Origin of the sequence: Subtercola lobariae (genome assembly GCF_014640255.1) — a bacterium.
Classification (GTDB): Bacteria; Actinomycetota; Actinomycetes; order Actinomycetales; family Microbacteriaceae; genus Subtercola; species Subtercola lobariae.
In genome coordinates, this window is the sequence record NZ_BMGP01000001.1 from 243,444 (window position 1) to 263,464 (window position 20,021).

Below are 20,021 nucleotides of genomic sequence, written 5' to 3' on the forward strand. Positions count from 1 at the left end.
GGCTGTGCCGCCGCGCCCGCCGCTGCGCGCCCGCCGCTGCGCGCCCTTCGCTTCGCGGCGACCGCCCGACGCCGCGCGGCCCCGCCTACGGGACGCCGCGTGACCCCGCCCGACGCCGCTGCCCCGCCGAGCCTATCCCCGGCCATTTTGTGAGACCGTTACGCCGTTTTGAGGCCGTTATACCGGCCTCAAAACGCCGTAACGGGCTCACCGAGGTTCAGAAGCCGAGGCGCGTGCCGAGGGTTTCGCCGGGGCCGGCGGCTTCGATCTCAGTTGCTTCGACGCTCGATTCTGCTTCTTCGCCCTTTTCACGGGCCGCCGCGCCGAAACGTTCGAGCTTCTCGCGAGCGGTGAGGTGCCGCGCGGGCTCGGTGCTGGCGAAGATGTCAGAGGTGGGCAAGGCTGCGGTGGCGCGAACGGCGTCGAGCCAGGCCTCGGTGGTGGCCACGGCAGCGAATCCCGACTGCAGTACGACGAGAACGCTCTCGTGCAAGGCTCGGGCCGAGAGGGCTCCAGCCGTGTTGCTGACGTCGAGGGTGCCGGTGGCGTCACTGAGCACTTCGGCTGTGAGGCCGCGCTGCGTGGCATCCCGAGCCGTCGCCTCGACGCAGTTCTGCGTCATGTAGCCCGTCAGCGTGAGCGTGTCGATGTTGTTCGACGCGAGCCAGGCCGCCAACTCGGTGCCGTCGAGCGCCGAATCTTCGGTCTTCTCTACAAGCAGGGCGCGTGGATGCCCGGCAATCGACTCGTGCAAGGCCCCGCCCTGGCTGCCCTTCGCGAAGATCGGCGACGACTCGGGGGCGACATGCTGCACTACCACGATCGGCACACCGGCATCGGTAGCGGCGTCCATGGCCATCATGATGTTCGGAATGCTGACATGAAGCGACGGATACCCGATGGGCAGCTTCCCGTCGACATACTCGTTCTGCACATCTATGACGATCAAAGCTCTCTGCACAGCACCAACGTAACACCACGAATCAGCGCGCGGCCGTCAACTACAGTGAATGGGTGAAGTACGCAGAAACAGTTCTCGACCTGATCGGCAACACCCCGCTCGTTCGCCTCAATAGCGTGACGAAGGGCGTCGGTGCCACGGTTCTGGCGAAAATCGAATACCTGAACCCTGGTGGGTCGTCGAAAGACCGCATCGCCACGCGCATCATCGACGCCGCCGAGCGCGACGGGCTGTTGAAGCCGGGCGGCACCATCGTCGAACCCACCTCGGGTAACACGGGGGTCGGGCTGGCGCTGGTGGCGCAGCAGCGCGGCTACCGGTGCGTGTTCGTGCTGCCCGACAAGGTGGGTGAAGATAAACGCAACGTTTTGACGGCGTACGGTGCCGAGATAGTGGTGACTCCGACGGCGGTGGCCCCCGAGCATCCCGACTCGTATTATTCGGTGTCTGACCGGCTGGCGCGCGAGATTCCGGGTGCGTTCAAGCCCAATCAGTACGCCAACCCGAACGGGCCGCTCAGCCACTACGAGACCACCGGGCCCGAGATCTGGCGCGACACCGACGGCCAGGTCACGCACTTCGTGGCGGGCGTGGGCACGGGCGGCACCATCAGCGGTGTCGGCCGGTATCTGAAAGAGGTGTCGGATGCCCGGGTGCAGGTCATCGGGGCCGACCCCGAGGGGTCGGTGTATTCCGGGGGAACCGGGCGGCCTTACCTCGTCGAGGGTGTGGGCGAAGACTTCTGGCCGAGTGCGTACGACCCGAGCGTGGTCGACCGGGTCATCGCGTCGAGCGACGCCGAGTCGTTCGAACTCACGCGCCGGCTTGCGCGCGAAGAAGGTCTGCTCGTGGGCGGGTCGAGTGGGCTCGCAGTTTCGGTGGCGCTCAAGGTCGCGGCAGATCTGCCATCTGATGCAGTCGTGGTGGTGCTGCTGCCCGACGGCGGGCGCGGTTACCTCGGCAAGATCTTCAACGAGAAGTGGATGCGATCGTACGGCTTCACCGCGGAGTCGAGCGAGAGTACGGTGCGCGATCTGCTCGGGCTGAAGAACGGTTCGCTACCCGACCTGGTGCACGCGCATCCGACTGACACGGTGCACGACGCCATCGAGATCATGACGAAATACGGGGTGTCGCAGCTGCCGATGCTGAGCGCCGAACCACCCGTAGTGATCGGCGAGGTGGTCGGGTCGATCAACGAGCAGACTCTGCTCGAGCAGGTGTTCAGCGGGGCGGCGCAGATGCCTGACAAGGTGGGTGCGTTCGCGAGCGAGGCGCTGCCGCTGATCGGCATCAACGAGTCGGTGTCGGCCGCGCGGGCCGCGCTGACCACCGCACAGGCGCTGCTCGTGACCGATGACGGCAAACCCGTGTCGGTTGTCACGCGGCAAGACCTGCTGAGCTTTTTGAGCGAATGACCGAAACGGAAACCATGTCTGAACAGCACTTCGAGACCACCGCCATTCACGCCGGGCAGGAGTTCGACCCGACGACGGGCGCGATCATTCCGCCCATCTACCAGACCTCGACGTTCGTGCAAGACGGCATCGGCGGGTTTCGCGGCGGCTACGAGTACGCCCGCGGCGGCAACCCCACGCGTAGCTCACTCGAAACGCTGCTCGCGGCGCTTGAGGGCGGTGCGCACGGGTACTCGTTCGCGTCAGGGCTCGCGGCCGAAGACGCGCTGCTGCGCGCGGCGCTCGAGCCCGGCGATCACGTGGTGCTCGGCAACGATGTGTACGGCGGAACCCACCGGCTGATCAATACGATTCACAAGAAGTCGGGCATCCTGAACGACACGGTCGAGATGATGGATCTTGACGCTGTTCGTGCGGCGGTCATCCCGGGCACGACGAAGATTCTCTGGCTCGAGACGCCCAGCAACCCGTTGATGAAGATCAGCGATGTTGCGGCGCTCGCCGAGATCGGGCACGCGGCGGGGGCGATCGTGGTGGTCGACAACACGTTCGCGTCGCCGTACCTGCAGCAGCCACTGGCGCTCGGCGCCGACGTCGTGGTGCACTCAACCACGAAATACCTGGGCGGCCACTCCGACGTGCTCGGTGGCGCTCTGGTGCTGAACGACGGCGAACTCAACGAGAAGGTCGGCTACCAGCAGTTCGCCGCAGGTGCGGTGTCGGGCCCGATGGATGCGTGGCTCACCGTTCGCGGCATCAAGACTCTGGCCGTGCGAATGGATAGGCACAGCGCCAATGCGCAAGCCATCGCCGAGCATCTGGTCGGGCATCCGGCCCTCGAGCGCATCTACTATCCCGGCCTCGAGGCCCACCCCGGGCACGAGCTGGCCGCGCGCCAGATGTCGGGTTTCGGCGGAATGCTCTCGGTGCAGCTGGTGGGCGGGCCATCGGCTGCGCGTCGCTTCGCCGAGTCGACGAAGCTCTTCTCGCTGGCCGAGTCGCTCGGCGGCGTCGAGTCGCTCATCGGTTACCCCAGCGAAATGACGCACGCCTCGGTGCGCGGCACGGCGCTCGAGGTGCCAGAGAACCTCATTCGCCTCTCGGTGGGCATCGAGAACGTCAACGACCTGCTCGCTGACCTCGACGAGGCGCTTGCCGCCGTGAGCTGACCCGCGCCGATGTTCGCGCATGGGAGTTTCGTCGGAGCAGAGCGAAGCTGAGCACGTATTGTCGACGTGTTCGCTCAGCTCCGACGAAAGTACCTCGGTCTGCGCGGTCAGAAGGCGACGGGGTCGCGGATGATCGGGCACGTCATGCAGTGGCCCCCGCCGCGTCCGCGACCGAGCTCTGCGCCGACGATGGGAATGACCTCCACGCCGGCGCGGGTGAGTAGGTCGTTCGTCTGCGTGTTGCGATCGTAGGTGTAGACCACGCCGGGGCGGAGGGCCACCGCGTTGTTGCCGCTATCCCACTGCTGGCGCTCGGAGGCGTAGGCGTCGCCGCCGGTGGCGATGACGTTCAGCGCTGGCAGGCCGAGGGCGCGGGCCACAACATCGGTGAAGGGTGTCGACCCCTCGTCGGTGACGTCAAGGGTGCCTGCGCTGGCGCCCGGGCGAGGCGAAGTGGATGACCGCGCCAAACTCTGCGGCCCAGAACCGCGTGAGCGCAGTGCGGTTGCGGGGCGCAGCGTGAAGGTGTGCACCTCGTCGACGATGCGCGGGTACAGGGTGACGATGTCGCGGTCGGCGAAGGTGAAGACCGTGTCGAGGTGCATGGCGGCGCGGAGTTTGGGCATGCCGGCGACGACGATCTGCTCGGCGGCACCCGACTCGAAGAGCGCGGCTGCCACTTGCGTGATCGCTTGCCGCGAGGTGCGCTCGCTCATGCCCATCAGCACCACGCCGTTGCCGACGGGCATGATGTCGCCGCCCTCGAGGCTCGACTGGCCCCACTGCTGTTCGGGGTCGCCCCACCAGACGGTTGATCCGACGTAGTCGGGGTGGTGCAGATAGATGGCCTTCATCAGCAGGGTTTCTGCTTTGCGGGCGCCCCAGTACAGCGGGTTGAGCGTCACGCCGCCGTAGAGCCAGCAGGTGGTGTCGCGAGTGTAGAGGGTGTTGGGCAACGGAGGCATGAGGTACTCACCCACCCCGGTGGTCTCGCGGGCCAGCGAGAGGTAAGGGTTGCGATACTCGTCGGGGAGGTCAGAGGTGGCGAGGCCTCCGATGAGGTAGTCGGCGAGCATCCGCGGCTCTAAGGAGTCGAGAAAGGCGAGGGTGTCGTCGACGAGGCCGAGGCCCACTTCGTTCGGCACGATCTTGCGGCTGAGCAGCCAGTCTTTGGCGGCAGGAATGGCCATGGTCTCGGCGAGCAGGTCGTGCAATTCGACCACGTCGACGCCGTTCGAGCGCAGGCTGGCGACGAAGGCGGCGTGGTCGTGCTGAGCGTTCTCGACCCACATCACGTCGTCGAAGAGCAGGGCATCGGCGTTGGTCGGCGTGAGTCGGCGGTGCGCGAGCCCCGGCGCGCAGACGAGCACTTTTCGCAGCTGCCCGACCTCAGAATGAACCCCGTATGTCGCCGAAACCAGTTCGCTCATGCGCGCCCTTCCCGTTGGCGACACTCTAGCCCGCCCACCGCCTCCCCGCGGGGTCATCGGGTGACGCGGGCGTCAGCGGCGCGACGCGGCGGGCAGGCCTGGCCGCAGGGGCCGTTCCCAGTGCGTGGGTGGTGCGGCGCGCGCCGAGCGCGCACGCCTGGCCGCAGGGGCGGCGGCCAGGCAATATATTCAGAGGTCAGCGGCGCCGTACGTCGATTCGTCGGCGGAGGAGCCGTCGGCCGCCACGGCGGCCTCGCGGGCCTCTTCGGCAGTGTCGGTGAAGTCGACGGGGTCTTCTTTGTAGAAGATGGGGCGGGCATCGTCGTGCTCAGAGTTGGCGATGGCTTCGGCGGTTTGGCCCTCTTCGGTGGCGTTCTTGCGGTTCGTGAACGCCTCCTGCCCGGGCACCGAGCGAGCGTCGTCGTCGAATTCGCTGGCCAGAATTCCTGGAATGTCGGTCATGGTGAACCCTTCTGAGGCTGTTGCAGTCACCGCGGTGTGGTGGCGGAGGTGTCTCAACGCTAGGCGCGTCTTGGGCGGGTGGCAACCCCGGCGGGTGCCGTGCCAAGACGGTGCCGCCGTGCCAAGACGCTGCCGCGCCAAGACCGCGCCGTGCCAAGACGCTGCCGCGCCAAGACCGTGCCGTGCCGTGCCAAGACGCTACCTGGCCCGGGCGAGCCGAACGGGCATCCGGTCTTGCCCTGGCGAGCCGTGGCGTGTTGACTGAAACGCATGCGGCTCCTCGTGCTCGGCGGAACAGCGTGGCTCGGTCAGCAGGTGGTGGTGACCGCTCTGAAGCGTGGGCACTTCGTCGCCGCACTCGCGCGGGGCGAGTCGGGTTCGGTGCCCCCGGGCGCCGTGGTGGTGCGCGCCGACCGCAGCCGCCCCGACGCCTACGAAGTCGTGCGCACCCAAGACTGGGATGCGGTGCTCGACGTCTCGCGCCAGCCGGGCCAGGTGCGGCAGGCCACCGCCGCACTGCACGAGCGCAGCCAGACCTACATCTTCGTTTCGTCGGGCAACGTCTATGCCGACACGTCGGTGCCGCATCAGAACGAGAACGCGCCCGTGCTCGACCCGCTCACCGGCGACGTGATGGAGTCGATGGAGACTTACGGCGAAGCCAAGGTAGCCTGCGAGAACGCGGTTCGCGACACGTTCGGGGGTGACCGGATGCTCGTCGCCCGTTCTGGCTTAATCGGCGGCCCCGGTGACACCTTCGACCGCACGGGGTACTGGCCCCTGCGTTTCTCGCGGCCCGCCGTTTCTGACGGGCGGGTGCTCGTGCCTGACGTTCCCGAGCTGCTGACGCAGGTCATCGACGTACGTGACCTCGCCAACTGGCTGGTCGATGCAGCGGAGAACAAGGTGCATGGCACGTTCAACACGACCGGCGAGAGCATCCCGTTGCCTGAGCACCTCGACGTGGCCCGGCATGTCGCCGGTCATACGGGGCCCGTGGTGAAGGCCCGGCCGCACTGGCTGATGGCGCAAGACATCGAGCCATGGGCCGGTGAACGGTCACTGCCGCTCTGGCTGCCGGTACCCGAATACGCCGGGTTCAGTTCGCGAGACAGCGCGGCCGCGCGCGCCGCAGGCTTGCGGCACCGCCCGCTCGAGGAGACCCTCGCCGACACGCTGGCCTGGGAGCGCGCGCGACCCGAATACGGGCACCGGCGCTACAAGCGGCACGCGGGCCTGTCAGATTTCGACGAAGCAGAGCTGTTGAGCCTTCTGAGTTGATCGATTCTGTGCGGAGGCGCAGCGAGACCGGCCCCGCACAGTGCACTATGGAACAAACAAGAGAGGTATCGATGGCTGACGTTCTGCCCGGGAGTGTTCTTCCCATTCCAGACCAGGTTTTCACCGGCGAAATGGTGATGGACGCGAAGAAGACGGAGGAGAAACTGCCCCCGATCGAGATGAAGCGCCCGCCGAAGCAAGCTCCCAACGTGCTGCTGATCATGCTCGACGATGTGGGGTTCGGGGCATCCAGTGCCTTCGGCGGGCCAGTGCCGATGCCGACCGCCGAACGTCTCGCGAACGATGGCCTCCGTTACAGCCGCTTTCACACCACGGCGATCTGCTCGCCGACGCGCGCCGCGATGCTCTCGGGCCGCAACCACCACCAGGTGGGCATGGGGCAGATCACCGAGACCGCCACGCCGTCTCCTGGCTACCGCTCGACCCGGCCGAACTCGTGTGTGCCGCTGCCCGAGATCTTGCGGCAGTCGGGCTACAACACGGCCCAGTTCGGCAAGTGCCACGAGGTGCCCGTGTGGGAGTCGGGCCCGACCGGGCCGTTCGACCACTGGCCCGCGTTCAGCGGGTTCGAGAAGTTCTACGGGTTCATTGGCGGCGAGACGAACCAGTGGACTCCCGCGCTGATCGACGGTGTGTCGATGATCGAACCGCCCGACGATCCCGACTACCACCTGATGCCCGACCTGGCTGACAAAGCGATCGACTACATCAACCAGCAGAAGGCGCTCACGCCTGACAAGCCGTTCTTCATCTACTTCGCTCCGGGCGCCACGCACGCCCCGCACCACGTGCCGAAAGAGTGGATCGCCAAGCACAAAGGCAAGTACGACCAGGGCTGGGATGCCCTGCGAGACGAGACCTTCGCGCGCCAAGTGGCCCTCGGGGTGATCGGTGCTGACTCGGTTCTCACCGAACGTTCGCAGGGCATCCCGAGCTGGGATGAAGTGCCCGCAGAGCGCAAGCCGATTCTGGCGCACCAGATGGAGGTCTACGGCGCCTTTCTCGAATACGCCGACTTCCACACCGGCCGCGTGGTCGACGCTGTCGAGAAGCTCGGGATGCTCGACGACACGTTGATCATGTACATCATCGGTGACAACGGGGCGTCGGCCGAGGGCGGCCTCGAGGGGGCGTTCATGCTGTCGACCGCTGCCAATGGCGGGGCCGAGTATGAGACCACCGAGTTCTGGCAAGAGAATCTCGACAAGATCGGCGGGCCGGAGGCCTACAACCACTACGCCGTGGGCTGGGCGCACGCGATGTGCACTCCGTACCAGTGGACCAAGCAGGTGGCGAGCCACTACGGCGGAACGCGCAACGGCACCATCGTGCACTGGCCGGCCACGATCACTGCCAAGGGTGAAGTGCGCAATCAGTGGCATCACGTGATCGACGTGGCCCCGACCATCCTGGAGCTGGCGGGCCTGGCGCAGCCGCACACGGTGAACGGGGTCACGCAGATTCCGATGCACGGGGTGTCGATGGCCTACACGTTCAACGACGCTGCGGCGGCCGAGCGGCACAACACGCAATACTTCGAGATCATGGGCAACCGCGGTATCTACCACCGCGGCTGGACCGCGCAAACCCGTCACCGCACCCCGTGGGATGTGGTGAGCGCCGCACCCGACTTCAGCGACGACGTGTGGGAGCTCTACGACACCACGGTCGACTGGACGCAGTCGAACAACCTCGCAGCTTCGAACCCGGCGAAACTCGCCGAGTTGCAGCAGCTGTTCTTGATCGAGGCGACCCGGTACAACGTGATTCCGCTCGACGATCGTGCCGCCCAGCGCATGAACCCCGAGTTCGCGGGCCGGCCCACCATCGTCAAGGGCGATACTCTGCGCCTGTTCGAGGGAATGACGCGGCTCAACGAGAACGTGGCCATCAACGTGAAGAACCGGTCATGGTCGGTGACAGCCGAGATCACGGTACCCGACGACGGCAGTCTCGACGGCGCCATCGTGGCGCAGGGCGGCCGCACGGGCGGCTGGTCGTTCTTCGCCGACGCCGGGCGCATCGGTTTTCACTACAACTTCTGCGGGCTGCTGCGAAGCACGGCCCTCTCTGAGCAGAAAGTGGATGCCGGAACCCACCAAGTTCGCGCGGAATTCGCCTACGACGGCGGTGGTATCGGCCGCGGCGGTGACGTGACGGTGTTCATCGACGGCACATCCGTAGCGACGGCGCACGTGGAACGCACCCACCCGATGTACTTCTCGTTCGACGAAGGACTCGACGTGGGAATCGACACGGGCATGCCCGCCTACGAGGGATACACGGTGCCGAAGGGCGAGTTCACGGCGAAAATCGATTGGGCCGAAATTCACCTCGGCCTCGACGACCACTCCCACCTGATCGACCCCGAGGAGTGGCTCGCGGCGGCCATGCGCCACCAGTAGCCCCCGATTTGACGCAGAAGCACGCTATGGGGCGTCATAGCGTGCTTCTGCGTCAAACGGTTTGCGTGTTCACGCGAAAAGGGCCCGCCGAGCATCCGGAGATGACGGAGGACCCTTTCGCGCGTGCGCGGGTTATGCGGTGGTTTTGGTGAGCGCCTTTGCCTTGAGGGCGTCGTACTCGGTCTGGGTTATGGCACCCGAGTCGAGCAGGGCCTTCGCCTTGTGGATCTCGTCGGTGGGGGTCTGGCCGGCGACCTCGCGAATGTAGTTGTTCTGTGCCGACTGGGCCTGCTTTGCGGCGGCCTGCGAACGCTCGGCCATGCCGCGGCCGCGAGCGATCAGGTAGACCAGCGCCGTGAGGAACGGCACGAAGATCAAGAAGATCACCCAGATGGCTTTGTACCAGCCGTTCAGGGAGTGATCACGAAAGAGGTCACCGATGATCGAGAACAACATCATCAGGTAGGCGATGAAGACGAAGCTCCAGAAGAAAATGCCGATGACGTTCCAGACGTTGCTGAAAAAATCCATGGTGTACCCCTTTTACGTTGCGCCCCGGGTGAGACGCGGATGCTGCTGAGGCGACGAAAGTGCCGCGGTGCCGCACAGTGCGACGTTCTCAGTATGGCTGGTATCGCGAACGCGCTCCACACCTGAGCCCGCGCGGTGCGCTCGGCGTGCCGCGCGATGCGGGGAGCGCGGCAATCGTTCCGAGTGGTAGAGAGGAGCGGCGAGTCAGGCGAGGGAGCGAGCGCAGCGAAAGCCGATGTGTGTGGTGGCGGTGTCGTCGGCCTGAGGCGAGCGCGCGGCCGGCCGGTACCGCAGGCAGTACTCCGGAGCGCACAGGTGCGACCCGCCCTTGAGTGCTCGCCTGGGCATCCGCGACCCCGGTTCGGCGCTCGCCGCCCGCTGCAGCGCTTCGCGTTCCGCGTCGCTCGCCGCCCGCAGCCGCACTTCGCGTTCCGCGTCGGCCGCCGAGGCGCGTGTCCGGTCTGCGCGGCCCACAGCTGATGCGGTAGTCGGCGCCGCCAAATCCCGCCCGGCATCACTCGGGCTACACCCGCAGCCGCAGTCACACGCTTCGTCGGCGCTCGCGGGCGCAGCTGGCTCCGCCCCGGTCGCGCCGGTCGTACCGACCGTGCCGGCCGCCGCCGCCACCGGCTCGTGGCGCGCGGTGAAGTAGCTCGACGTCCACTCCCACACGTTGCCGATCATGTCGACGAGACCGTAACCGTTGGGCGCGAACGAGCCCACGGGCGCCGTTCCGCGCCAGCCCTCGGCCCCGGTGTTGAGGTACGGAAACCGCCCCTGCCAGCTGTTCGCCATCACCTGTCCGCCCGGGCGCACCTCGTCGCCCCATGCGTAGATGGTCTGCTCGGTGGCGCCCCCGCGCGCCGCATACTCCCATTCCTCTTCGCTGGGCAGCCGCTTGCCGGCCCAGGCCGCATAGGCCTGCGCGTCTTCGAAGCTCACTTGCGTGACCGGATGCTCGTCGAGAGCATCCGCCCACCCCGCCGGCCTGGCACCGTCGCCAAACGGCTCGCGCCAGGAGGCGTTTGGCCCCCACGCCCACCATTGCCGCCAATTGTCGAGCGGAACGGGCCCCGACGCGGGCACGAACACCAGCCCGCCCGGCACGAGATCGGCAGGGTCTGCGCCCGGAAAATCGGCCGGGTCGAGCGGCCGCTCGGCCACGGTGACGTACCCCGTCGCCTCGACGAATGCGCAAAACTGCGCCACGGTCACCGGATGCTCGTCGAGCTCGAACCCCGCAACATCCACTTCGTGCATGGGGCCCTCTTCGGGATAGAACGCATCAGACCCCATCAGGTATCGCCCACCAGGAACCGCAACCATTCGGCTCGGCGCCGCACCAGCGTCACCCGTGGTCGTCTCCAGCGAAGCTTCCATCGCACAATTCTGCCACCACCCGCACGCCCCCGACCACGCCAGACGGCTGGTCTCCTACGCTTCACCAGAAGAGGGAGGCGTTGCTGGCGGCAACGAGCGCTGAGGCCGTGTCGAGGGTGGTCGAGTCGGGCATCCGGGGCGTCGACGGCGTGCGACCGACAAGGTCAAGAAGAGAGCTTTGCTGATTTGGGTTCGCGGCGCGGGCCCGTGACGCTACGCTCGTTTTACGCGGAGCAGGCGTATCGCCAGAGCGCAGAGGAGGGTCGTGTGCGGGTTCTACCCGGGTTGACGCTGCGAAACACGGGCCGCGAAGCCCTAGCCGGAGTCACCCTGCTCGCCATCGCCGTGCCGCTGAACATCGGCTACGCCCAGATCGCCGGCCTGCCGGCCACGGCTGGGCTCTACGCCCTCATCGTGCCGGCCATCGTCTATGCGCTGCTGGTGTCGTCTCGTCAGTTGGTGGCGTCTCCGGATGCCGCTGCCGCCGCCCTCGTCGCCTCCTCCCTCGGCGGGCTCGCCGTAGCCGGCAGTCAGAGCTACCTCACCATGGCGTTCGCGCAGGCCATCATCGCCGGTGTTCTGTTCGCTCTTTGTTCTATCTTCAAGCTCGGATTCTTGGCGAACTTTCTCTCGAAACCCATCCTCATCGGTTTCGTCGGCGGCCTGGCGCTCGACATTCTGGTGAGCCAGGTGGCGAAGATGCTCGGCGTCTCGATCAACAGCGGCGGCGAATTCGTCGAGAAGCTGGGCGACCTCATCACGGGGCTCTCGACCACCAACGGCTGGGCGGTGCTCATCTCGGTGGCGTCGATCGCGGTTCTCGTTGTGGGCCGCCGTGTGGCACGGGCGGTGCCGTGGGCGCTCATCGTGCTCATCGTCTCCACCATCGTCACCGTGCTGGCAGGGCTCGAAGACGCCGGCGTGAAAGTGCTCGGCAAGGTCGACGCCGGCCCGCCGAGCTTCACCTGGCCCATTCTCGACTGGATCACCTGGCTGCAGCTTGTTCCGTCGGCCATCGCGTTGGTGCTCGTGACCATGGCCGAGGGGCTGCTCGTGGCGCGCAGCTACGGCGAGAAACACGGCTACCCCACCAGCCCCAACCGCGACCTGCTCGCGTTCGGCGCGGCCAACGTCGCAGCTGGGGTCTCGGGCGGCTTCACCGTGGGCTCGTCGACCTCACGCACAGCGGCCATGGATCAGGCCGGCAGCCGCACCCAGCTCCCCTCCATCGTCACGGCGGTGGGCACGCTGCTGCTCGTCATCTTCGGCACCGCGCTGCTCGAACACATTCCGTCGCCCGCCATCGGCGCAATCGTCGCGGTGGCCATCATTCCCCTCCTCGGCATCGCCGAGTTCAGGGTGCTCTGGCGGCAGCAGAAGTTCGAGTTCATCATCGGGGCCGTGTGCTTTTTGGGCGCGCTGTTGCTCGGGCCGATCGCGGGCATCGTCATCGCCTTCGTGCTCTCGCTGATCAACCTGGCTCGCCGCGCGGCGAACCCGGCCATCGATGTGCTGAGTGCCAACGAGGGAACGGGTACGTCGGTGCTCGACACGAGCGCTGCCCGTGCGGCCCGTTCTTCGGGCGCTGGTGGCGCTGCGGGCGGCGGTGCGGGCGGCGGCGCGATGACGGCTCCGGGGCTCGTGGTGCTGCGGTTCGCGGCGCCGCTGTTCTTCGCGAACGCGAGCGTGTTCGAGTCGGCGGTACACAAGGCGGTGTCGGCGCCTGGCGGTGGTGCGGCATCCGGAGCAGTAGGCAGCGGCACGAACGACGGCACCAAGACCGGCACCAACGGCCGCACAAGCGGCGGCACCAACGGCGGCGCAGGCATCGCTTCGACTGCGCCCGCAGCAGCGCCCGTCGAACACCTCGTGCTCGACCTCGAAGCGGTCACCGATCTTGATGTCACGGGGGCCGAGAGCTTCACCAACACCCGCGCCTGGCTCGTCACCCAGAACGTCACGCTCGCCTACAGTCGCCTTCGCCCCGACCTCGAGGCGAAACTCGATCACTACGGTTTGCTCGAAGGCGTTACGGTGTACCCAACGAACCGGGCGGCGATAGCCGACCTGGCGACCGCAGGGCCCGCCGCGCCCGCCGGTGTTTCGGCAGAGAACTAACAGGAGACCGACATGGGTTCAGCAATCGGCAGCATTCTGCCCCTTGCGCTGGGCATCGCCATCAGCCCGATTCCCATCATCGCAGCCATTCTGATGCTGCTCTCGCCCAAGGCGCGCGGCACGAGTCTCGGGTTTCTGCTCGGCTGGGTGCTCGGCATCATCGTGGCAGTCGTCGTTTTCACGTTGCTGTCGTCGCTGATTCCGGCCAGCTCAGACGGGTCGAAGCCCACCGCCGGCGTCATCAAGCTCGTGCTGGGGGCTGCGCTGCTGTTCTTGGCGGCTCGCCAGTGGCGCTCACGGCCCAAGGGCGATGCCGAGCCGGCATTGCCGAAGTGGATGACCGCCATCGACACCATGACAGCCGGCAAAGCTCTCGGGCTGGGCTTTCTGCTTTCGGCGCTGAACCCCAAAAACCTGCTGATGGGTGTGGCTGCCGGCGTGGCCATCGGCGCAGCAGGAGTCACGGCGGGCGAGGCGACCCTCACCATCGTGATCTTCGTGGTGATTGCGGCGTCGACGGTCGCGATTCCGGTGATCGGGTACCTCGCGGCGTCGTCGCGCATGGCCGCGCCACTTCAGGCGCTGCGCACCTGGCTGGTGCACAACAACGCAACGGTGATGAGCATTCTGCTGCTCGTCATCGGGGTCGTCGTCATCGGGAAGGGTCTGGAGAACTTCTGACCGCACATTCTCGCGCCCTGCGCAAACGCTCAACTCACTCAGTACGAAACTGCACGATCGAAACCGCACCACCGGAAAACTAGGAGTACACAATGGCAGATTTCGAATACGGCCCCGTCGAGATGCTTCTCATCGGGTTCGAGGGCGATCGCCCCGGGCCCGCTGTGGTCGAGGCGATCGGCGACCTCATCGAGGGCGGCTTGGTTCGTCTGCTCGACCTGACCTTCGTCTCGCGCAATGAGCTGGGCGAGGTCAGCACCATCGAGATCGAAGACGTCTCAGACGAATACGGCTTCGGTGGCGTCGAGCTCGAAGCAACCGGTCTCGCGGCCGATGAAGACATTGCAGAGTTCGCCGAGGCGATTCCGCCCGGAACGTCGGCGGCCCTGGTGGTCGTCGAGCTGGTGTGGGCCAAGCACCTCGCGTCGAAACTCGCTCAGTCGAACGGTGTCGTTCTGGCCTCTGAGCGCATCCCGGCACCCATCGTGAACGCGGCGCTCGCCGAAGTCACCGACTAGTCAACCGAAACCAAGGAGTCACATCATGATGATGAGAAGAATGGGCCGCCCCGGCCTCATCGGCCTCGCCGCTCGCACAGCCGTCGTCGCGGGAACTGCCACCGCGGTCTCGGGCGGAATGCGCCGCCGCAGCGAAGAGAAACAAGAAGGCCAGGCCGAACAGCAGCAGTACGAGGCTCAGCAGCAGCAGGCGCAGATCGATGCCGCCGCCGCAGCTGCGGTCGCCGCTCAGACGCCCGCAGCTGCCGCAGCCCCGGCCGCGCCTGCTGCCCCTGTGGCTGGTGGCGAAGACGACGTCATCGCGCAGTTGCAGAAGCTCGCCGGGTTGCACTCGCAGGGCATCCTCTCTGACGAGGAGTTCTCGGCCGCGAAGGGCAAGCTGCTCGGCATCTGAGCCGCCGCGCTGCGCTCGACCACCGCACAAGGTGAGAACGGACGGAGCAGAGCGAAACGAGGCCTATACGGTCGCACCTTCGCTCTGCTCCGTAAGTTCTTCAGTGCGCGAGGAGCTTGCGTGGGTCAGGGGTGCGTGAGCCAATACGCGGCGCCGAGCAGGGGCGCGTCGTCGAGCAGGTGCGAGGCGCGCAACGAGATGGCTGCCGCGCGCTCCGGGTAGGCGGCCGCGATGCCCGCGCGAAAGGGGGGCTCGAGAATGTTCCACGAACGCGAGATGGAGCCACCCGCCACGAGTACGGCGGCGTCGAAGGCGTCGATCCAGGGTGCCAGAGCGCTGCCGAGGGCGAAGTACGTGGAGTCGAGCAGGTCTGTGGCACGCTGATCGCCGGCGCGACTGCGCTCAGCGATGGTTTTGACGGTGATGGTTTCGCCGGTCATCCGCTCATACCCGGCGATGAGTGCACGCGTCGAGACGGTCTCTTCGAGCGGCCTGCCGTCGATGCTGAGCAGGTGAGCGGTACCGTTGGTTGGCACATCGCCGCGGGTTTTTACGGGCACGCCGTGGTCGAGAAACGATGAGCCGACGCCGGTGCCAAGCGTGATGCAGACGGCGCGGTCGAAGCCGACGGCCTCGCCGTAGACCCATTCGCCGATTCCGTATGCTCCGGCATCATGAACGAAGCGGATGCGATCGGGCGCGGTGTCGAGGCGTCTCGCCAGTTCGCCGCGCAGGTCGACGTTCGCGAGCTGCTCGAACTTGCCCACGTTGTCGAAGGTGCCAACGCCCCGCTCGAAGTCGAACGGATCGGGCATCGCGATGCCCCACGATGCGCCGGCTATGCTCGTCGGTGGGCTTGCACCGGCAGCTTCGGCGGCACCGCCACTGGCGGCGCCAGCGCCAGCACCAGCGAGCTCGAGGCACGCCGCCGCCCAGCCGCCCACGATCTCGTCGACCGACCCGTGCGGGTCGATGTCGCGGTGCGCCCGCGCGAGCACCGTGCCGCCGAGGGTGAGAGCGGCCGTGATGTGGCTGCCGCCGATGTCCATGACGTGAACGGGCAGGTCGTGGGGCATCGAGGGGCTCTCAGGCTTTCGTCGAGGTGGTTGGTGCGGCGCTACGACGCTCGAACGATCATCCGGCGACCTGAGAACAGTACCAAAACGAGAATGAGTCGCGCGGCCTCGCGCCTGAGCCCGGCGGTCGCGCCGATTCTCGCGCTGGTGCGAAAGTGCGAACATCCATCCTTCAGTGCGAAATATTTCTGGCGAATCTAGACAAGTGACGTAATGAAGGCGTTGGTTTGCCATCTCTCTTGTGGAGCCTTCCTTACATCTAGCACACCCTGCGCTATCGATCGGTGGCTCTATCGGTTGAGCCAGAGGGAATTCTGTGTCGAAAAAATTCAAATACGTCGCCATGTGCGCGGCACCCGCGGTGGTAATCGGGCTGTTCGCTGCCGTCTCGGGCGGCATCGCTAGCGCCGGGGCCGTTTCTGCGGGAGGTGGCGACCAGTCGGTCTATGAAGGCGCTGGTCCCGCCCTCACCGCCGTGGGTATGGCCCAGTCGTACTCCGGCGATGGCCGTTACACCGTCTTCGAGTCAGATGAAAAGCTGACACCCGATGCGGCCGGCGATCTGCGCCACGTCTATCGCCGCTCCGCCGCCGATGGCAGCCTGGTCTTGGTATCGAAAGACGTTCGAACCGATCAGCCCGCGGGCGCCTCGTACAATGCGTCGATCTCGCACGATGGCAACTGGATCGCGTTCGAAACCACAGATCCCGGCGTGTTTGCAACCGACCCGCATCCGGGTGGCGCTTCGCAGATTGCGCTCGTCGACATGTCGACGGGCAAGATCACTCAGGTGTCGGCTCCAAAGGGCTTGTTGCCTGACCCGGTCACCGGGCAAGTGCCCGACCCGACGTCGGGCGGCAATACGAATCCGATGGTGTCGGCCGACGGCAGCCACGTCGTGTTCAGCTCGGCGCAGGCGGGCATGAGTGACAAGGGAGTGCCGACGACCTCGATGCAGACGATCGAAGAATACGATCGGGCATCCGGCCACATCACGAATATCACGGGCGGTGTCAACAAGACCAGCGGCAAGGCAGAAGCGCCCAACGGCCCGAGCGACGACGGAGTGCCTTCGGCCGACGGCAGATATGTCGCCTACGACTCGGTAGCCACGAACCTCGGTGTCGCGCAGACGAACGCCGACGCCCCCGACGCAACCGACCCACGCAGCTTTGTCTACCGCTGGGATGCGCAGTCGGGTTCGAGCGCGCTGGTGAGCGTCTCTGACGCAAGCTCGGGCGCCGTCAAGGCCGACGACACGTCGTATCTGCCCACCATGTCTGCCGACGGTGGCAAGGTGGGCTTCATCTCAGGAGCCACCAATCTGCTCGGCACCGGGGATGTCAAGAAGACGGTTAATCACATGACCGACGCCTACGTGCGCACGATGAGTGCGGGTGTGACGCATCGAGTGTCTCTTGCTCTCATCGACGAGGGTTGGCCGACCGTTCCCGACTCGGCCGGTCGTAGTCCTTCGATGACGCGGATGCGGGGGTGGTTCGAGGCTCAGGTCTCGTCAACCCGAATCAGCCTTTCGGCGGATGGGTCGAGCGCCATCGTCACGTCGATGTCGCCGCTGCTCGCCATCACGGGTGCGTGCGCCGGCTGCCAGAAGTTCGCCGACGACAATAGTGCGCTCGACGTGTACGACGTGCGTCTGAATGCGGATGCCCAGCCGGAAGACGTGCGGCCCATCAGCATGAAGCGCACCAACCAGAACACGTACACGACCGAGGTCGGTCTGCTTGTTCGGTCGTCTAGCACCGGCGGAGGTGACTCGGTCGCCGACGGAAAAACGCCGACCACCGACGATGGCAGTCTTGTCGCTTTCGCATCGCAGGCCGGCGATCTTCGCGGAATGACCGGAGCGCAACAGATCTCGTCGAGCGGGCCTCCTGCCAACCTCTCGACCGAATTCTTGCCGGTGTACGTCGATGGTGGCGTACCGGATGGTCACACTGAACCAGTACGCACGTTCACTGTCGAGACGAACGCCTTCAACTCCCACCTGCACATGAATCCCGCGAACCTGGCGTCGCTGACGCTGAACCCGACCGCGCTTACGCAGTATGAGACACGCGCCGATGTGTTGCCAGAGCTCGATAATGCTCCGGCGCTAGCGAAGCCGACCGGCCAGTGGACGAACTCATGGGTGGCCCCCGGTGGCACCGCCGTCTATGACGTTTCGGTGACAGCGACTGCCGCGGGATCTGCCGAGGTCACCTTCGACACCGCCGGGCTGAAACTCGACAAGGAACTACTTATTCCCGCCACTTGGACCCGCGCGAAGAGTGACGCGCCCGATGAACTCACCTACACGACCACCACGATGCACGCTGGTGATACGAACGAATTCTCGCTGCAGTTCGCTCAAGACACGTCTTATCTGGCTCAGTCGACGAACATCGTCACAACGGTGAACAACGATGTCGAGACAACGATCACCTCTCCCATCGACATTCGGCCGGCGCCTGTCGCTTGCATCGTTCCGCCCAAGCTCGACCCGGTAGTCGCTGGCGTCTCGTCGATTCTGCCATCCACGCAGTGCACGGCGGCTCTGCCGATCTTCGCGTCGGCCGGGCATGGTTCGGTCACCGTCGATTCGAAGTCTGGACTCGTGAAATACACTCCCGATGCCACCTATGTCGGTGCCGATAGCATCACGTTCACTACGCTCACGTGGTACGGCCGCACAAGTGTGCCAGCGAGCATCCCGATCACAGTTGCCCCACCGCCCGCAGTGAAAGACGACAGCTACTCGGTAACTGCTGGCCAGACGCTGAATATCACGGCCGCCAATGGCGTGCTCGCGAACGACTCGATTCCAGCCGGAACCGACCCCTCGCTGTGGCGTATTCAGCAGGGGGCGACGCCGCCAGCGCACGGCACTCTTACCCTCGACGCGGCCACCGGAGCGTTGATCTTTGCGCCAGAAGCGGGCTACGTCGGTGACACCTCGTTCAAATACATCGTGACCGGCTCCGGTCGTTACGACGGCATCAAAACCGGCATCGTCACGGTGACGATCCACATCACTTCTAAGTAGGAAATCATGAAATCACTACATTCGATTGGGCCTCGGCATTCGGCTCTGCGGCCCACCTCGATGCGTCGCCGTGCACTGGCGCTGGGTATCGCAGCCTTAGCGGTCTGCTCGCTGATGACGTTCGCCGGTCCGTCGGGCGCACACGCGGAAGCGTGCACGAAGGGGCAGCCGCCCCGCACCCTGGCGACCGACGATTCATCTGCGATCGAAGTGCAGTCGTGCCTGAGCGGGGAATGGGTCTCTGTCGGCACAGTCAATGCCGCGCCAGATACTCTGACGATCAACGAGACAGTACAAGACCCGAAGGAGTCGAAATACGGCATCAATGTCTCGGATTTCTTCGACCTCAAGAAGATCGACCCGTACGCAATCATCACAGCGTTCAAGAATGTGGCTTCGGGGGTTGTGACACTTACTGATGCCGAGAAGCTCAAAGAAAAAAAGGACCTCGCTCAGCAAAAGGCGCAGGCGCTCTTGAACAGACAAGACACGCGGGCGAAAGACGCCTGTCGCACGAGATCAGTCGCGTATTCGGCGCTCAAACTGCTTGCAGGCGGCCAGGCCGGGTGGCTTCCCCCTGCGAGCACGGCTCCAGCGGGCCAGCCGTCTCAAATAACGTATGCCTTCGCTGCCGACGTTCCTGACGATGTGAAGGCGACGATCTTGAATGCCATTTCGCAATACCCCGACGCGGTGCGATATGAAGACGCAGCGGCGCTCTACCCCGAACAGATCGTGCCCCACGACCCATCCGATTCGCGTGCCCCGACCATTACCTTCACCGCGAATGCGGTAGACGACGACACTGCTGCAGAAACATTCATCGGCGAGTCGAGCGGAAGTCGCCTTTCGGGCGGTCAGCGATGGGTCAGCGGCAGGGTGAATATCGTGCCCGGAAAAGACACACCAATGGCAGTCGGGCACGAGATCGGGCACGTTCTGGGTCTCGATCACGGCTCAGACCTCGACTCGACGATGTTCGCGGTGTTGCCGACAAACGGTCACGCTGGATCGCCGTGGACTCCTACCGGTGACATGGAGGGGCCGGAGGATCAGGCGTTTTCGGCGTGCATGTTTCTTCCGCCCGTGACTCCGACGCTCTGATGGCAGAGCTTCGGGGCGCGCGAGTG

General features: G+C 65.7%; 16 protein-coding genes. 10 read left to right on the forward strand and 6 right to left on the reverse strand.

All coding sequences use genetic code 11. From position 1 onward, the window contains the following. Positions 1–217: 217 nt before the first annotated feature. The gene (locus IEX24_RS01255) at positions 218–961 is read right to left on the reverse strand and encodes a cysteine hydrolase family protein (RefSeq protein ID WP_188672441.1); all 744 of its coding nucleotides are present in this window, start codon (positions 959–961) and stop codon (positions 218–220) included. Positions 962–1,014: 53 nt separating this feature from the next. Here IEX24_RS01255 and IEX24_RS01260 point away from each other — a divergent pair, with 53 nt between their 5' ends. Together IEX24_RS01260 and IEX24_RS01265 are read left to right on the forward strand one after the other, a co-directional pair. Beyond that, positions 1,015–2,379: a cystathionine beta-synthase gene (locus IEX24_RS01260; protein ID WP_188672443.1), complete on the forward strand. Its 1,365-nt coding sequence runs from the start codon at positions 1,015–1,017 to the stop codon at positions 2,377–2,379. A gap of 14 nt (positions 2,380–2,393) precedes the next feature. Continuing rightward, positions 2,394–3,548 (forward strand): cystathionine gamma-synthase, encoded by a 1,155-nt coding sequence (locus tag IEX24_RS01265; RefSeq protein WP_188674176.1) that lies wholly within the window; start codon positions 2,394–2,396, stop codon positions 3,546–3,548. Positions 3,549–3,655: 107 nt separating this feature from the next. On the opposite strand, the gene IEX24_RS01270 is transcribed toward IEX24_RS01265, so the two are convergent. Next, positions 3,656–4,978, reverse strand: a complete 1,323-nt coding sequence (locus IEX24_RS01270; protein WP_188672447.1) for an arginine deiminase — start codon at positions 4,976–4,978, stop codon at positions 3,656–3,658. 189 nt (positions 4,979–5,167) lie between these two features. Then, entirely contained in the window at positions 5,168–5,440 is a 273-nt protein-coding gene (locus tag IEX24_RS01275) for a hypothetical protein (protein WP_188672450.1), read from the reverse strand. Positions 5,441–5,710: 270 nt separating this feature from the next. Between IEX24_RS01275 and IEX24_RS01280 the strand changes: the two genes are divergently transcribed. Together IEX24_RS01280 and IEX24_RS01285 are read left to right on the forward strand one after the other, a co-directional pair. After that, positions 5,711–6,721, forward strand: a complete 1,011-nt coding sequence (locus tag IEX24_RS01280) for an NAD-dependent epimerase/dehydratase family protein (RefSeq protein WP_188672453.1) — start codon at positions 5,711–5,713, stop codon at positions 6,719–6,721. A gap of 71 nt (positions 6,722–6,792) precedes the next feature. Further along, positions 6,793–9,147 carry an arylsulfatase gene (locus tag IEX24_RS01285; RefSeq protein ID WP_188672456.1) on the forward strand — a complete coding sequence of 785 codons (2,355 nt, stop codon included), beginning with the start codon at positions 6,793–6,795 and terminating at the stop codon, positions 9,145–9,147. A gap of 132 nt (positions 9,148–9,279) precedes the next feature. Here the strand turns inward: IEX24_RS01285 and IEX24_RS01290 are convergent, their stop codons facing one another. Further along, positions 9,280–9,678: an SHOCT domain-containing protein gene (locus tag IEX24_RS01290; protein WP_188672460.1), complete on the reverse strand. Its 399-nt coding sequence runs from the start codon at positions 9,676–9,678 to the stop codon at positions 9,280–9,282. Between the two features lie 204 nt (positions 9,679–9,882). Continuing rightward, positions 9,883–11,058: a formylglycine-generating enzyme family protein gene (locus tag IEX24_RS01295; protein ID WP_188672463.1), complete on the reverse strand. Its 1,176-nt coding sequence runs from the start codon at positions 11,056–11,058 to the stop codon at positions 9,883–9,885. Between the two features lie 267 nt (positions 11,059–11,325). On the opposite strand from IEX24_RS01295, the gene IEX24_RS01300 reads away from it, so the two are divergent. From IEX24_RS01300 to IEX24_RS01315, 4 genes are all read left to right on the forward strand, one after another. Continuing rightward, entirely contained in the window at positions 11,326–13,176 is a 1,851-nt protein-coding gene (locus tag IEX24_RS01300) for a SulP family inorganic anion transporter (RefSeq protein WP_188674358.1), read from the forward strand. Between the two features lie 12 nt (positions 13,177–13,188). Then, complete coding sequence (locus IEX24_RS01305) at positions 13,189–13,857, forward strand: GAP family protein (RefSeq protein ID WP_188672466.1); 669 nt, start codon at positions 13,189–13,191, stop codon at positions 13,855–13,857. Positions 13,858–13,949: 92 nt separating this feature from the next. Beyond that, entirely contained in the window at positions 13,950–14,375 is a 426-nt protein-coding gene (locus IEX24_RS01310) for a DUF6325 family protein (protein ID WP_188672469.1), read from the forward strand. A gap of 25 nt (positions 14,376–14,400) precedes the next feature. Then, positions 14,401–14,769 (forward strand): SHOCT domain-containing protein, encoded by a 369-nt coding sequence (locus tag IEX24_RS01315; RefSeq protein WP_229715031.1) that lies wholly within the window; start codon positions 14,401–14,403, stop codon positions 14,767–14,769. Positions 14,770–14,894: 125 nt separating this feature from the next. On the opposite strand, the gene IEX24_RS01320 is transcribed toward IEX24_RS01315, so the two are convergent. Then, the gene (locus IEX24_RS01320; protein WP_188672474.1) at positions 14,895–15,845 is read right to left on the reverse strand and encodes an ROK family protein; all 951 of its coding nucleotides are present in this window, start codon (positions 15,843–15,845) and stop codon (positions 14,895–14,897) included. Positions 15,846–16,161: 316 nt separating this feature from the next. Here IEX24_RS01320 and IEX24_RS01325 point away from each other — a divergent pair, with 316 nt between their 5' ends. Both IEX24_RS01325 and IEX24_RS01330 read left to right on the forward strand, forming a co-directional pair. Next, entirely contained in the window at positions 16,162–18,891 is a 2,730-nt protein-coding gene (locus tag IEX24_RS01325) for an Ig-like domain-containing protein (protein ID WP_188672476.1), read from the forward strand. A gap of 6 nt (positions 18,892–18,897) precedes the next feature. Then, a complete protein-coding gene (locus tag IEX24_RS01330; protein ID WP_188672479.1) occupies positions 18,898–19,995 on the forward strand; it encodes a zinc metalloprotease in 1,098 nt (365 codons plus the stop codon). Positions 19,996–20,021 lie beyond the last annotated feature (26 nt).